The sequence below is a fragment of the Streptomyces sp. NPDC053755 genome (genome assembly GCF_040677675.1).
Classification (GTDB): Bacteria; Actinomycetota; Actinomycetes; order Streptomycetales; family Streptomycetaceae; genus Streptomyces.
Window position 1 is genome coordinate 19786 of the sequence record NZ_JBFASK010000051.1, and the last position, 14553, is coordinate 34338.

Annotated in this window: 9 protein-coding genes; 4 read left to right on the forward strand and 5 right to left on the reverse strand. The window is 73.1% G+C overall.

Annotation, left to right across the window (positions count from 1 at the left end; all coding sequences use genetic code 11):
- Positions 1–3: 3 nt before the first annotated feature.
- The 3 genes from AB0K65_RS30195 to AB0K65_RS30205 all read left to right on the forward strand — a co-directional run bounded on the left by AB0K65_RS30195 (position 4) and on the right by AB0K65_RS30205 (position 4140).
- A complete protein-coding gene (locus AB0K65_RS30195) occupies positions 4–1947 on the forward strand; it encodes a hypothetical protein (protein WP_365722095.1) in 1944 nt (647 codons plus the stop codon).
- Positions 1948–2176: 229 nt separating this feature from the next.
- Positions 2177–3061 (forward strand): metal-dependent hydrolase, encoded by an 885-nt coding sequence (locus AB0K65_RS30200; RefSeq protein ID WP_365722097.1) that lies wholly within the window; start codon positions 2177–2179, stop codon positions 3059–3061.
- A complete protein-coding gene (locus tag AB0K65_RS30205) occupies positions 3058–4140 on the forward strand; it encodes a PDR/VanB family oxidoreductase (RefSeq protein WP_365722111.1) in 1083 nt (360 codons plus the stop codon). The genes AB0K65_RS30200 and AB0K65_RS30205 overlap by 4 nt, the downstream gene beginning before the upstream one ends.
- A gap of 64 nt (positions 4141–4204) precedes the next feature.
- Here the strand turns inward: AB0K65_RS30205 and AB0K65_RS30210 are convergent, their stop codons facing one another.
- Positions 4205–4738, reverse strand: a complete 534-nt coding sequence (locus AB0K65_RS30210; RefSeq protein ID WP_365722099.1) for a hypothetical protein — start codon at positions 4736–4738, stop codon at positions 4205–4207.
- A 38-nt stretch (positions 4739–4776) separates the two neighbouring features.
- Between AB0K65_RS30210 and AB0K65_RS30215 the strand changes: the two genes are divergently transcribed.
- Positions 4777–5490 carry a TetR/AcrR family transcriptional regulator gene (locus AB0K65_RS30215; RefSeq protein ID WP_365722101.1) on the forward strand — a complete coding sequence of 238 codons (714 nt, stop codon included), beginning with the start codon at positions 4777–4779 and terminating at the stop codon, positions 5488–5490.
- Here the strand turns inward: AB0K65_RS30215 and AB0K65_RS30220 are convergent.
- The 4 genes from AB0K65_RS30220 to AB0K65_RS30235 form a co-directional block, all read right to left on the reverse strand.
- Positions 5475–5807 carry an isomerase gene (locus tag AB0K65_RS30220; RefSeq protein WP_365722103.1) on the reverse strand — a complete coding sequence of 111 codons (333 nt, stop codon included), beginning with the start codon at positions 5805–5807 and terminating at the stop codon, positions 5475–5477. The genes AB0K65_RS30215 and AB0K65_RS30220 overlap by 16 nt on opposite strands.
- 190 nt (positions 5808–5997) lie before the next feature.
- Positions 5998–11382 (reverse strand): pullulanase-type alpha-1,6-glucosidase, encoded by a 5385-nt coding sequence (gene pulA / locus AB0K65_RS30225; protein ID WP_365722105.1) that lies wholly within the window; start codon positions 11380–11382, stop codon positions 5998–6000.
- Between the two features lie 67 nt (positions 11383–11449).
- Positions 11450–13150, reverse strand: a complete 1701-nt coding sequence (locus tag AB0K65_RS30230) for a carbohydrate-binding module family 20 domain-containing protein (protein ID WP_365722107.1) — start codon at positions 13148–13150, stop codon at positions 11450–11452.
- Positions 13151–13441: 291 nt separating this feature from the next.
- Positions 13442–14437, reverse strand: a complete 996-nt coding sequence (locus AB0K65_RS30235) for a LacI family DNA-binding transcriptional regulator (RefSeq protein ID WP_365722113.1) — start codon at positions 14435–14437, stop codon at positions 13442–13444.
- Between the last annotated feature and the right edge of the window lie 116 nt (positions 14438–14553).

Here is a 14553-nt window from a genome sequence, read left to right on the forward strand (position 1 = left end):
AACGTGACCACCCAGGAACTCGCCACCTCCCCCCACGGCCCCGGGCGGCCCGGCCCCGTCGACGTCGAGCAGGCGGAGGCCGCCCTCGTCGAGCACTACCCCCGGCTGGTCCGGATCGCGTACCTCGTGCTGCCGCCCTCACTCGGGCGCAACCGGCGGGTGCTGACCGCGCACGCCCTCGTCCAGCGCTCGCTGCCGCGCCGCCGCGTCTCCGGCGGTGGCGTCCCGGTCGCGCGCCGCCCGGAGGACGCCGTCGACCCCGGGTACGCGTACGTACGCGGCGAGGTGCTGCGCCAGGCGCTGGTCGCCGGCCTGCCGTTGCGGCGCCCGGCGCTGCCGCGGCGGGCCCAGCTCCCGCCGCTGCTGCCGCACGTATGGGGGCTCCGGCTGTTCCCGCGTGCCGGCGGCGCCGACGAACTGGCCCTCGACCAGCGGCTCTCGGCGCTCTCCGGACCGGCGCGGGCGGCCTACGTCCTGCGCGGCCTCGAACGCCAGGGCGACCCGGAGGTGGTGCGGGTGCTCGCGGCGGCCGGCGTGCCGGAGGCGGACGCGCGGGCGGCGCTCGGGGAGGCGGACGGGGTGGAGGCGGCGGGAGGCGCCGGAGCGGCCACGCTCCTCGACTCCCCCGAGTTCGACCCGTGTTCGCTCCAGGCCAGGCCGACGGATCTGATGCGGCGCCGCCAGCACGGCAAGGCGGCCCTGGCCGCGGCGGCGGCCGTGGCGGTGTGCGGGACGCTGCTCGGGCTGCCCGGGGACGGCTGGGGCAGAAACGGTGCTGCGGCGCCGTCGTACGCCCGCAACCCGGCGGCGGAGGCGGCCCTGGACCCGGAGGGCCTGAAGCGGGTCCCGGCGGGTTTCTGGCAGCGCTCGACGCGCAGGGACTTCTCGGTGTGGCCGGAGCGCGGGGGCCTGGCCGGGGACCGGGCGCTGCTGCGCCGGGCCCTCGCGGTCTGGGCCCGGCCCGGCGGCTCGGTGCAGACGTCGGCGACGCCCGGCACACCGGTGGGGCCGCCGATGGGCTCGCCGCAGCTGCTGTACGCGGGCAAGGTCGACGGGGCCCGGGTGGTGCTGTTCCACGACGGGCTGCGGGCGGTGCGGTACGCGGAGCCGGCCGCGGGCACGAGCGGGGCGGCCCTGGACTTCGCGCGGACGGACGGGGCGGACGAGGTCGGCTCGTCGGCGCTCGTGGTCGCGCGCGCGGCCGGCAACGTCCGCTATCTGACGGCGCCGTGGGTCCGCGAGACGGCGGTACGGGACCTGCTCGCGCCGTCGAAGGAGCCCTGGCCGCTGGAGCGGGACGCGGACGGTCTCACGCGTGCGCTGCCCAGCCCGGTGGCGGCGCGGGGGTGCACGGTCTGGAACGCCCTCCAGCTGCGGGACGCGGCGGGAGTGCGGCTGCTGACCGACCTGGGCGAACTGGCCCCCGCCCGGCTGACGGCGGGGCCGCCGACCGCGCCCGTGGACGCGACGGGCGAGGAGGCGCGGACGGCGTGGGCGGGGACGGCGTGCGGCCTGACGGCGGTCCGTTCGCACGGGGTCAGGGCGGTGAACTCCTGGCGGTTCGCCGGGCAGCGGCTTCCGGAGGGCGGTGGCCGGGCCGCCTGGCTGTGCACCCGTGCGGAGACGTGGCGCGGCACGGGCGGCAGGGCGCTCGCGCAGTTCCAGGCGTCCGCCGGGGTCCCGGCGGCGCTCGTGGCGAAGGCCGAGGAGACACCGGCCTGCGGGGTGCGTGACCCGCGGGTGCTGGCTGGTGTGCTGTGGCAGGCGAAGAGCGGACAGTGGTACGTCCTGGCGGCCGGAAGCGAGGACGTCGCCTCGCTGACGACCTCGGGGGGCGTCGTGGGCCGGGCGGACGGTCGTCTGCTCGCGCTGAAGGCGAGGCCGGGCGCCCGGGCGGATCTGCGCGGCACGCTGAAGGACGGCACGCCGGTGGGGGCGCTGCGCTGAGCGGCGGTGCGGCTCCCGGCCCTCGACCGGCACAGGCCGGACGTCGACCGGCGTGCCCGGACGTCCGCAGGCATCCCCGGGCGCCGAGCGGGCACCGCGCCCGCCCCGACGAGCGGCGGCCGAGCGCCTCCCCGGCACCGGCCAGGCCGGATCGCGGATGGCGGCCGCCGCGGGAAAAGCCGGTGCACGACCCTGTCGCCAACCGCTTACCCCTCAGTACATTGACGCCATGTCTAATACGCAGCCTGCCCCGGTGGCGTCGGAGCACATCGAACTCACGGCACGCAAGGTCTCCTTCACCTGGGAGGAGACCCCGCTCCACTGGGTGCCCGGCGACCCCTTCACCACCCACACCATCAACGTGCTGCACCTGCTGCTCCCGGCCGGCGAACGCTGGTTCGTGCACGTCTACAAGCAGGTGCTCCCGCTCATCACCGACGACAGGCTGCGTGCGGACGTCATCGGCTTCATCGGGCAGGAAGCCGTCCACTCCCAGGCGCACGACGACGTGCTCCCCCATCTCAAGAGGCTCGGTCTCGACCCCACGCCGTACACCGCGCAGGTCGACTGGTTCTTCGAGAAGCTGCTCGGCGACCGGACGCTGCCGCCGGGCAGGCCGCGCCGCTGGTGGCTGATGGAGCGGGTCGCGCTCATCGCCGCCATCGAGCACTACACCGCCTTCCTCGGCGACTGGGTGCTCAACGCCGAGGAGCTCGACCGGCGGGGCGCCGACCCCACCATGCTGGACCTGCTGCGCTGGCACGGCGCCGAGGAGGTCGAGCACCGCTCGGTCGCCTTCGAGCTCTTCACGCACCTCGACGGCGGCTACCGTCGCCGCGTCCGGACCTGGGCGACCGCCCTCACCGCGATGGTCTTCCTCTGGCAGCGCGGCACCCGCTTCTTCATGGAGAACGACCCCACCCTCACCGACGGCAAGGCGTCGGTCGGGCAGCTCGTCCGCAAGGGACGGGAAGGGGTGCTGCCCTCCACCCCCGACCTCCTGCGGTCCATCCCCCGCTACCTCAGCCGCGCCTACCACCCCTCGCAGGAGGGGGACACCGCCCAGGCCGTCGCCTACCTGGCGAACTCCCCCGGCGCCAACGGAGGCCGCTGACCATGCCCCGCCTGCGTACCGTCGTCCTCGTCGCCGGGACGGCCCTCCTCGCCACGCGCGCCAAGCGCGCCGTGCGCCGACGCATCGAAGCGGCGCCGCTGTGGCCGATGCCCGCCCTCGAGGAACCGGTGTCCGGCCGCGGCCGCCTCGCCACCGTGACCCGCAGGGTCCTCGTCACCCGACGCACCGAGCCCGCCGAGGGCGTGGTGGGGCTCCGACTGGAGGGCGCCGGCCTGACCCGCTGGCAGCCCGGGGCCCACCTCGACCTGGTCCTGCCGTCCGGGCGGGTGCGTCAGTACTCGCTCTGCGGGGACCCCGCCGACACGGACGCGTACACCGTCGCCACCCGGCTGATCGAGGGGGAGCGAGGGGGCCGGGGCGGCTCGCGCGAGGTGCACGAACAGCTCCACGAGGGGACGGAGGTCGAGATCCGGGGGCCGCGCAACCGCTTCCCGCTCGTCGATGCCCCCGCCTACGTCTTCGTCGCCGGAGGCATCGGCATCACGCCCGTCCTGCCGATGCTGCGCGCGGTGGAGGCGGCGGGCGCCGACTGGCGGCTGCTGTACTGCGGGCGCTCGCGCTCCACCCTGCCGTTCCTCGCCGAGATCGAGCGGCTGGCCGCGGCGGGCGGCCGCCTGACGGTGGTCCCGGAGGACGAGTCCGGCCTGCCCGACCTCGGCTTCCTCACGGACGTCCCGCCCGGGACGGCGGTGTACTGCTGCGGCCCGGACGGCCTGATGGACGCGGTGTCCGCCGCCATGCCCGCGGGGCGCCTGCCGCATCTGGAGCGTTTCTCCCCCGCCGCCCCGGCGGCCGGGGGCGCCTTCGAGGTCGAACTGCGCCGCTCCGGGCGGACGGTGGCGGTCGCGCCGGATCAGTCGGTGCTGGCCGCGGTGCGGGCCGCGGTGCCGGGTGTCCCGTACTCCTGCGAGCAGGGGTTCTGCGGGACCTGCCGCCAGGGGGTCCTGGAGGGCGAGGTCGACCACCGGGACGAACTGCTCACCGACGCCGAGCGCACCGACTCGATGCTGCTCTGCGTCTCGCGGTGCGCGGGCGAACGGCTGGTCCTCGACCTGTAGTTCGGGCGGATCCGGCTGGTCGGCTGGTCGGCTGGTCGGCTGGTCGGCTGGTCGGCTGGTCCGGCTAAGGGAGGATCAGCCAGTCGAAGGCCAGCGCGGCGGCGAGGCCGCTCACCAGGAGCCAGGTCCCCAGCCGCGTGCGGCCGTTGCGGGACAGTTCGATCACCACGCCGCAGAGGATCATGGCCAGTCCGTACACGCCGACGACCAGGACGGACGTACGGCTGGCCAGCCGGATCACGAGGACGACCGCCATCGCGACCAGCAGCACGGAGGCGGCGGCTATCCGGAGCCGGCGGGCCTGGGTGGGCGTCATGCCGGTCGCGACGGACCCGTCCGCGTCCTCGGTCTCGCCGGCCTCCGCCCCGTTCTCGGCCGCGTCGGCCGCGTCGGCCGCGTCGGCCGCGTCGGCCTCGTCGGCCTCGTCGGCCTCGTCGGCCTCGTCGGCCTCCGCAGGGCCCTCCGCCCCGGCGCCGGGCGTCCGGGGCTCCGTCGCCTCGGAGTCGACTGCCTCGGTCTCCGTTGCCTCGGTCTCCGTCACCTCGGTCTCCGGTACCGGTGTGTCCTTGGCCGGTGTGTCCTGGTCGGAAGCGCTCATGTGGTGGGAGCGTAACGGACGCCCGTTAGGCTGTTCGCATGACGACCGGGGTGCGCCGCAGGATGGGCGTCGAGGAGCGCAAGCAGCAGCTGATCGGGGTGGCCCTGGAGCTGTTCAGCCACCGATCGCCCGACGAGGTCTCCATCGACGAGATCGCCGCCGCCGCGGGCATCTCACGGCCGCTGGTCTACCACTACTTCCCCGGCAAGCAGAGCCTGTACGAGGCGGCGCTGCGACGGGCGGCCGACGAGCTGGCGGCCCGGTTCGTGGAGCCGCCGCGGGGCCCGCTGGGGGCGCGGCTGCTGCGGGTGATGGGCCGGTTCTTCGACTTCGTGGACGACCACGGTCCCGGATTCTCCGCGCTGATGCGGGGCGGCCCCGCGGTGGGCTCCTCCACGACGAACGCGATGATCGACGAGGTACGCCAGGCCGCCTACGAGCAGATCATCGCCCATCTGGAGGTGGCGGCCCCCTCCGCCCGGCTCGAGCTGGTCGTCCGCTCCTGGGTCTCGCTCGCCGAGTCGACGGCGCTGATCTGGCTGGACGGGCGGCGGATCCCGCGGGCGGAGCTGGAGCTCCAGCTGGTGCACGACTTCGCCGCGCTGGCTTCGGTGAGCGCCGCCTACGACCCGGAGATGGCGGAGGTCCTCATCCGGATCCTGGGCGACGAACCGGCCGACGGCCCCTTCGGGGACCTGGTCGGCCGGCTCCTGGCCCTGGCGCCGCGGATCCCGGCTCAGCCCTTGCGGTAGGACGCCTCGAGGTCGCGGACCTCGACGGAGAGCCGTACCCCTTCCGTCGCCTTGAGGTGGTCCGGCAGCAGCCCGAGGACGGCCTCGGAGAGCCGCGCCTTGAGCTCGTCGGAGCGGCCGGGCAGCAGGGCTATCTCCACGTGCACGATCACGTCGTCGGTCGAGCCGTCCCCGACGACCGTCTCCTCGACCTCGCGGAATCGGGTCTTGCAGCCGTCGAGCCGCGTGTCGACCGTCTCCACGACGAGCGGGTGGAGGGCGAGCGCGAACCCGCGCCGGTCGAGCGGTGCGGAGTAGTCCACGGTGATCTGCGGCATGGGGGCTCCCGGTCGAAGGGTTGTCTGGCCACACCTTGGCGGTGATCGCCGTGACCGCACAAGTGACCTTCCGGCAGGCGGACATCGCCGCTCCGGGACGGCGGGCCGGCCGCGGGAGGGGTCCGGCACGCGGCGAGGCCGGCCGGGTGGGCCCGGCCGGCCTCGCGTGACGCGGTGCGGTGTGGTGCGGTCAGCGCGTGGTGAACACCGCCACGGTCCGGGCCGGGACCGTGAAGGTGCCCGAACCGCTGTCGTAGGAGGCGGTCTTGACGGTGGCGTCCGCGCCCGCCGCCTGGACCGGGTGGAGGGCGTAGCCCTGGCCGGCCAGGGCGGCGACCCGTTGGGCCTGCCGCTCGGGGGTGGCGTTGAAGACCACGACCAGGCCACCGAGGCGCATGGTGATCACGCCGGGCGTCTCACCGGTACCGGAGAGGGGGAAGGACAGGGCGTCCTGGACCTGTCCGGCGGTGGCGAGGGAGAAGGCGGGCTCGGTCGTACGGATCTTCTGCAGGTCGCGGTAGGCGGCCGCGGCCCCGTCGATCTGCTCGCAGCCGACGGTGAGCGTCCCACTCGTCAGGAGCGGCTTGGCGAAGGCCCACTTGGCCTTGTTGTCGGGCGCCGGGGGCAGGCCACGGCCGAAGCCGTTGCCGTCGCGGCAGTCCCAGTGGATCGCGTTGAACCAGTCGCCGCTGTCGTACGAGTTGCGGTCGAGGGACTTGGACCGCAGCAGGTCCGAGCCCGCCTGGGAGAGCGCGGGGCCCTGCGAGAGCGTCGCCGTCGCCATGGCGAGGACCTGCATCCTGGCCCGGTCGGCGGGCGAGGTGGCCGCCGGGAGCTTGAAGGCGAGCGCGTCGTACAGGGTCTCGTTGTCATGGGCGTCGGCGTAGGCGAGGGCGTCGCCGGGGGCGGCGGCGTAGCCGGCCGGGGCGCCGTTGTAGTCGACCTCCGAGCCCTTGACCGTCCGGCCGGAGGTGTCGGTGAAGGAGTAGGAGGCGAGGTTGCCGGAGAGGCCGACCTTGATCAGGTCCTGGTAGTGCAGGAGGCGGGCCTTCTGCTGCTCCGGGGTGCCGTTGGCGGCCTTGGGGTTGGGGTCGGTGTAGAGGCCGGAGGCGAAGCCCTGGACGCCCGGGTCCTCGTCGAAGGGGCCGCCGCCGCGGACGGCGTCGCGGGCCCGGTCGGAGAAGGTCGCGATGCCGGTCCCGGCCATGTTCTTCTGGGTGGCCTGGACGAAGCGGGCGTCGTCGGCGATCTCGCCGAAGTTCCAGCCCTCGCCGTAGAGGACGATCGCCTTTCCGTCGACGCCGTCCTTGGCGAGGGTGAGCGCGTCGAGGGCCTTGCGGACGGCGAGGATGTTCTCCTTCGGGTGGTGGCCCATCAGGTCGAAGCGGAAGCCGTCGACCTTGTACTGCTTGGCCCACGTGACGACCGAGTCCACGACGAGCTTGCCCATCATGGCGTTCTCGGGCGCGGTGTTGGCGCAGCAGGTGGAGGTGGCGACGGAGCCGTCGGCCTGGAGCCGCTGGTAGTAGCCGGGCACGATCCGGTCGAGGACCGACTTGTCGGACTGGCCGGCGGCGACGGTGTGGTTGTAGACGACGTCCATGACCGTGCGCAGGCCGGCGCCGTTGAGGGCCTGGACCATCCGCCGGAACTCGACGGTGCGGCGGGTGCCTTCGGGGTCGGTGGCGTAGGAGCCCTCGGGGACGGTGTAGTGGAGGGGGTCGTAACCCCAGTTGTAGGCGTCCTTGGCCGCGGCGGCGGCCACGCAGGCCTGCTGCTCGTCGGAGTCGGGGGCGTAGACCTTCAGGTCGCAGGCCGGCTCGGTCTGAGCGGACTTCTTCTCGGGAATGGTGCCGATGTCGAAGGCCGGGAGCAGGTGGACGTAGGAGGTGCCGGAGGCGGCCAGCTGCCGCAGGTGCCGGGAGCCCTTGCTGTCGGGGTCGGTGAAGGCGAGGTACGTGCCGCGGTGGGCGGCGGGGGCGGTGGTGTCCGCGACGGAGAAGTCGCGGATGTGCAGCTCCTGGATCTGCGCGTCCCGCAGGGGCACGGCCGCGGGCTTGGCCAGCGACCTCCACCCCGCCGGGGCGAGCCTCGGGTCGGCCAGGTCGGTGACCAGGCTGCGCGCCGAGTCGGTGGTCAGGGCGGTGGCGTAGGGGTCGGTGACGTGGTTGGTGACGATCCGCCGCACGCTGGGCGCCCAGACCTTCACCACGTACCGGTACGGCTTTCCGGTCCACGCGCGCGTGCCGGTGACCGACCAGACGCCGGAGGCCTCGTCGCGGCGCATGGGGACGGTCTTCCCGTCGAGTTCGAGGGCGACGGACTGGGCGGTGGGGGCCCAGATGGAGAGGGTGGGGGTGCCGCCCCGGAACACCGGGCCGAGGGAGGCGGTGGTGGCCTTCGGGGCGTACAGGTCGTCGAGGACGCCGGCGAGCTGGACGCCGGTGGCGGTCAGGACGGCGCCGTTCGCCGCGTACTGCGCGGCGACGAGCTGGCCCTTGAGGGCGTCGCGGACGCGGTCGCGGTCGCGGGGGTCGACGGTGAACGCTCCGTACGCCTTGAGGTGCGGGAAGGCGGCCTTCTGCGCGTCGGTCAGCTCGGTCCTGTTCAGGCGGAGTACCCGCCGGTCGCCGGTGAGGGCGCCGTCCTCGACGGCGATCGATCCGTCGCGGGAGGTGAGGAGCACGCTGGAGGCGGCGGCGTCGCTGCCGTTCCAGGCGAGGGTGGTCGCGTCGATCCAGACGGCCTGGGACTTGGTGAGGTCGAGCGCGGCGCCGCTGCCCTTGGGCTGCGGCAGCAGGTACTTCTCCTGGCCGCCGAGCATCCAGACCTCGTGGCCGTGGGCCTTCAGGTCGAGGGACTGGTCGGTGGGCAGGTCCTTCTCGTCGCCCTTGTGCAGGATGTAGGAGAGGGAGGTCGCGCCGGGCGCGAGCGGGACTTCGTAGACGGCTCCGTAGGCGTCGGTGCGCACCGGCTCCAGGGGCTTGGTCCAGTCGGTCGGGTTCGCGGCGCCGGTCCAGGTGTGCAGACCCCAGCCGTCGTACTTCCCGTCGGCGCGCTGGTAGTGCAGGACGGCCTTCGTGGTGTCCTGGGGCGGGTACGCGCCCGCGGGGGCGGCGTTCAGGACCTCCGGCTTGCCCTGCTCGATCCACACCTCGCCGGTCTTGGAGAGGTCGACGGCCCGGTCGGCGTCGGTGTCCTTGACGCCGTCCTTGTTCACCGCGATGAAGCCGACCGAGGAGGCGCCGGGCTTGAGCTTGACGTAGGCGAAGGCGCCGTAGGCGTCACGGCCGGTGAAGGGCTTGCCGGCGGGCCAGGTGGTGCCCTCGCCCTCGGCGATGTCGCCCCAGGTGTAGAGGCCCCAGTCGTCGTAGTTCCCGTCGGCGCGCTTGTAGTGGACGATCGCGTGGTCCCGCTGGGTGGCGGTCGGCGGCTGCTCGACGGCGGGGGCGCCGCTGGTGGTGGCGGCGGTGGCGCTCGCGGTGCGGCCGGCGGTGTCGACGACGACGGCCTTGTAGCGCAGCGCGGTGCCGGCGGGGGCGGTGACCTTCTGGGTGACCTTGTACGGGGCGTGGTCGGCGGAGCCGAGGACCTGCCACTTCCCGTTGCCGGTCTGGGCGGCGAAGACGACGCGGTCGAGGCCGCCGCCCGTGACGTCGGCGGAGATCTCGACGGTGCCGGTGGCGCCGGCCTCGGGGGCCTTGAGGGTGAGCGCGGGCGCGGCGGCGGGGGTGGCGAGCGGCTTGGACGCCTTGAGGACGAGGGAGCCGAGCGCGGGGACGGTGACCTTGACGGTGGAGTCCGCGCCGCTGGTGACGCGGGCGTCGCCGCCGTGGATCGCGGTGAAGGCGGTGTGCGCGGCGGAGCCGGTCGGGATCTCGACGGTCTTCGCCTCGGTGGAGCCGTTCACGGCGACGAGGTATTCGACGGGCCCGGTCTTCGCGCGGGTGTCGGTGCGGGAGAAGGCGTAGACCTGGCCCTCGGCGTACCGCTGCTGCTGGACGCCGTCGCGCAGCGCCGGGTGCCTCGTGGTGAGGTCGGCCAGTGCGGCGATCTGCCGGTAGAGGGGGTGGGTGGTGTCGTACGCGTCGTCGGCGTGCGTGCGGTCGGTGCCGAGCTGGTCGTCGTCCAGGTAGTCGGCGGCCTTCGACGCGAAGAGCGTCTGGCGCGCGTCCTTGTCGCCGCCGGGGCCGGTGAAGCCCTGCTCGTCGCCGTAGTAGACGACGGGGTTGCCACGGCTGAGGAACATCAGCTCGTTGGCGAGCCGGTAGCGGGCGAGCAGCTCGGCGTCGTCGGCCTTCGGGTTGTCCTGCTTGAGGAAGGCTCCGAAGCGGCCCATGTCGTGGTTGCCGAGGAAGGGCACCGACTCGTAGGCGTTGGCCTTGTCGGTGGTGTAGCGGTAGTCCTGGGCGAAGAGGTTCGCCAGCTTGTCGGCGGAGCCGCCCTGGGAGGCGAAGGTGCGGGCCGCGTCCTGGAACGGGAAGTCGAGGGTGGCGTCCAGGCGGCCCTCGGTGACGTACGGCGCGGTGATCGCCGGGTCGGCGGAGTAGACCTCGCCGAACATGAAGAAGTCGTCGCGGCCGCGCCGGGCGGCGTACTCGTCGAGGGCGGTGGCCCACTGGGTCCAGAACTCGGTGTTGACGTGCTTGACGGTGTCGATGCGGAAGCCGTCGATGTCGAAGTCGCGCACCCAGCGCTGGTAGATCTTCTCCATGCCCTCGACGACCTCGGGACGCTCGGTCCACAGGTCGTCGAGACCGACGAAGTCGCCGTACGCGGAGGACTCGCCGGCGAAGGTCGAGTCACCCCGGTTGTGGTACATCGTCGGGTCGTTGAGCCAGGAGGGGACCTTGACGTCTTTCTTGTCGGGGGCCACCACCGGCGTGCGGGGGAAGGAATCCCCGTCCACGCGCGGGAAGCGCTTCGTGCCGTCGGCGTAGTCGGCGTCGTCGAAGGGGACGCCGTCCTTCGTCAGATAGGGGAAGGCGCCCTTGGAGAGGTAGCCGTAGGACTTCTCCCGGTAGTCGACGACGTCGGCGGTGTGGTTGGTGATGACGTCGAAGAAGACCTTCATGCCCTTGGCGTGGGCCTGGTCGATCAGCTTCTCCAGGTCGGCGTTGGTGCCGAAGTGCGGGTCGACCTGGGTGAAGTCGGTGATCCAGTAGCCGTGGTAGCCGGCGCTCGCGTCCTTGCCGGCGCCCTGGACGGGCTGGTTCTTGAAGATCGGCGCCATCCAGATGGCGGTGGTGCCGAGTCCCTTGATGTAGTCGAGCTTCCGGGTCAGGCCCTTGAGGTCGCCGCCCTGGTAGAAGCCCTTGTCGGTCGGGTCGTAGCCGGTCTCCAGGCGGGTTCCGGTGAGGCCGCCGCGGTCGTTGCGGGTGTCGCCGTTGGCGAACCGGTCGGGCAGGACGAAGTAGAACTGCTCCCGGGTGAGGTCGTGGCGCGCGGGCTGCGCGGCGAGCGCCTTGTCGGAGGGCGGGGGCGGCGGCGGGGGCGCCGCGGCGGCGGGAAGGGCGGGCACCAGCGCCGCGCACAGGGCGGTGGCCACGACGGCCGCCGTTCTCTTGCGTATCACGGGGGTTCTCCCTGGAGGTACGGGAAGGGGGGCCGCCCCGGTGGGGCGGCCCTGGTGGGAGGGGCGGTCAGTTACGGAAGGTGTCGTCGAGGACGATCTGGCCGGAGGCGGGGACCGTGGCGACACGGTTCGCGCCGGATTCCCAGGTCACGTTGCCCGCCGCGTCCTTGCGGACGTACTTGTACTCGAAGGACGTGCCGGCGGGCAGGGGCACCGTCAGCTTCCAGACGGGGTAGCTCGTCGGGTCCAGCTTGGGGGCCGCGGCCGGGGACCAGTTGCCGAGGGCGGCGTGGCTGCCGGTGACGTGGATGTTCTGGCCGAGGACCGTGGTGGCGTTCACCTGGAAGGCGGCCGCGCTGCTCGCGGGCGGCGGGGTCGTGCCGCCGGCCTGGCAGGTCTTGGCGTTCACGTGCAGGGCGAGCGCGGTGTGCGCGCCCAGTGACGCCGTGAACTGGCCGGCCGCGTTGACGGTCACGGCGGTGTTGCTCTGGACGTCGCAGTAGGTGCCGGCGGCCAGACCGGTCTGGAAGGTGCGGGAGAGTGTGGAGCCCTCGTGGTTGAGGACGACGAACGCCTTGTCGCCGCGGCCGAACGCGATCGCGTCGTTGCCGTTGTCCCACCAGTGGGAGACCGCCGCGCCGCGGGCCGCGTTGCGGAAGCCGACCATCGAGGAGATCTCGCGCCAGGCGTGCTGGCACTTCCAGCCGTCGGTGTAGCAGGCGTTGACGAGTCCGCCGCCCGGAGCGCCGGCGTCCTTGTCGGACCACTCGTAGCCGGAGTGCACGTCCGGGGAGCCGTAGGGCCAGGCCAGCATGAAGACGCTCGCCAGGGTGTAGGCGGAGCCGTTCTTGTAGTTGAGGGTCTCGCCGTTGCGCTCGGTGTCGTGGTTGTCGACGAAGACGCCGGACTTGCCGGAGGACATGTAGCCCCAGGACTCGCCGAAGTTGGCGAGGTGCGCGAGCTTCTCGGAGCCGAAGATCCGCTTGAGGTCGCGGGCGTAGCGGAACTCCTGGACGTCGCCGTTGCCGAGGTACTCGCTCGGCGAGACGGCCTCTCCCCCTCCGTATATCGCCTCCTGCTTCCAGTGGACCCCCGGGTTGCTCAGCCGCGACTTGATGTTGGCCAGGTCGGCGGCCGGCATGTGCTTGGCGGCGTCGATGCGGAAGCCGTCCACGCCGAGGGAGAGAAGGTCGTTCATGTAGCCGGCGATCCGGCCGCGGACCCAGTCCTCGCCGGTGTCGAGGTCCGGCAGGCCGACCAGTTCGCAGTTCTGGACGTTGGCCCGGTCCTGGTAGGTCGAGATGGTGGCCCGGCAGTCGTCCATGTCGCCGCCCGAGTACAGGCCGGGGTAGTCGTACTTGGAGAACGGGGTCCCGCCCGTTCCCGTGCCCGAGGCGTTGGCCATGTGGTTGATCACGGTGTCGGCGACGACCTTCACACCCGCCGCGTGGCAGGTGTCGATCATGTTCTTGAAGGCGGTGCGGTCGCCGAGCGGGCCGGCGATCTTGTAGCTCACGGGCTGGTACGCGGTCCACCAGGTCGATCCCTGGATGCGTTCCTGCGGCGGCGACACCTGCACGTAGCCGTAGCCGGCCGGGCCGAGCTGCTCGGTGCAGGCCTTCGCCACGGAGGCGAACCTCCACTCGAACATCACCGCGGTGACGTCCTTCTCACCGGGCGGGGCGGCCTGCGCGGGGGCGGGCGCCGTGACGGCCACAGCGGCTCCCGCCACGATGGCGAGTGCAGCGGCCACGGTCTTCTTGGCCATGATTCCTCCTGCTGAATCCTCGGGGGATGGGGGAGGTGCGGGGGCGAGGATCGCAATCTCTTGCTGCAAGACAGCAGCAACTATTTTCGGTCGTGACCGTACGAGGGCCCCGGCCCGGGGTCAACCCCTCGGACACACTCGCGCCACATACCGGAAATCCGCAGGAAGCTTCAACGCAAGGACTTACGCAAGGAGTTGCAGTGGTGCTACGTTCAACCACAGCTCCGGGCCGGCCGGCCGAGGGTCCCGCTCCCCCGGGGCGGGTCCCACGCGCCCGGCCGGCCGGTCCGGTCATCGACCGGGCTGGGCGGTGGAGCCGCGTACCACCAGCTCCGGCTGGAAGACGAACTCCGTGCGCTGTACCGGGTTTCCCTCGATCTCCTCGAGGAGCGCCCCGACCGCGGCCGTCGCCATCGCCTGAACCGGCTGGCGGACGGTGGTGAGCGGCGGACTCGTGAACGCGATCAGCGGCGAGTCGTCGAATCCGATCACCGACACGTCGTCGGGCACGTCCAGGCCACGCGCGCGCACGGCGCGGATCGCTCCGAGCGCCATCAGGTCGGAGCCGCAGACGATCCCCGTGCACCCCTGGTCGAGCAGGATGTCGGCCGCCGCGTGCCCGCCCTCGACACCGAACAGCGTGGGGCGGACGTAACGCTCGGCCTCCGCGCGCTCGATGCCCAGCAGATGGTGGAGCTCGGCGGCGAAGCCCTCCGCCTTGCGGCGCGAGGGCACGTAACGCGTGGGGCCGATCGCGAGGCCGATCCGCTCGTGGCCCAGCTCGACCAGATGCCGAACGGCCATCCGCGCCGCCGCCCGGTCGTCCGGCGACACGAAGTTGGCGTCCACGCGCTCGTTGAAGCCGTTGATGAGGACGAACGGCACGCCCCGCGCGGCGAGGCGCACATAGCGGTCCGGGTCGGCCATGGCATCGGCGTGCAGCCCGGACAGGAAGACGATGCCGTTGACCCCGCGCTCCTCCAGCTGCTCGACCAGCTCGTCCTCGGTGGCGCCGCCCGGCATCTGGGTGCAGAGCACCGGGGTGTAGCCGTGTCCGGCCAGGACCTGCTCGATGACCTGGGCGAACGCCGGGAAGATCGGGTTGGTCAGCTCGGGCACGACGAGGCCGACCAGGCCCGCGCTACGGCGTTTGAGGCGGACGGGGCGTTCGTAGCCGAGCACGTCGAGCGCGGCCAGCACCCGGTGCCGGGTCGCCCCGGCGACACCGGCCTTGCCGTTGAGGACACGGCTGACCGTGGCCTCGCTGACGCCGGACTGGGCCGCGATGTCCGCGAGCCGCGGGGGGGGGGGGGCGGGGGCCCCCCGCCGGGGGGGGGGGGCCCCCCCCCCCCCCCCCGCGGGGGGGGGGGGGGGGGCCCCGCCCCCCCCCCCCGGGGGGCGGG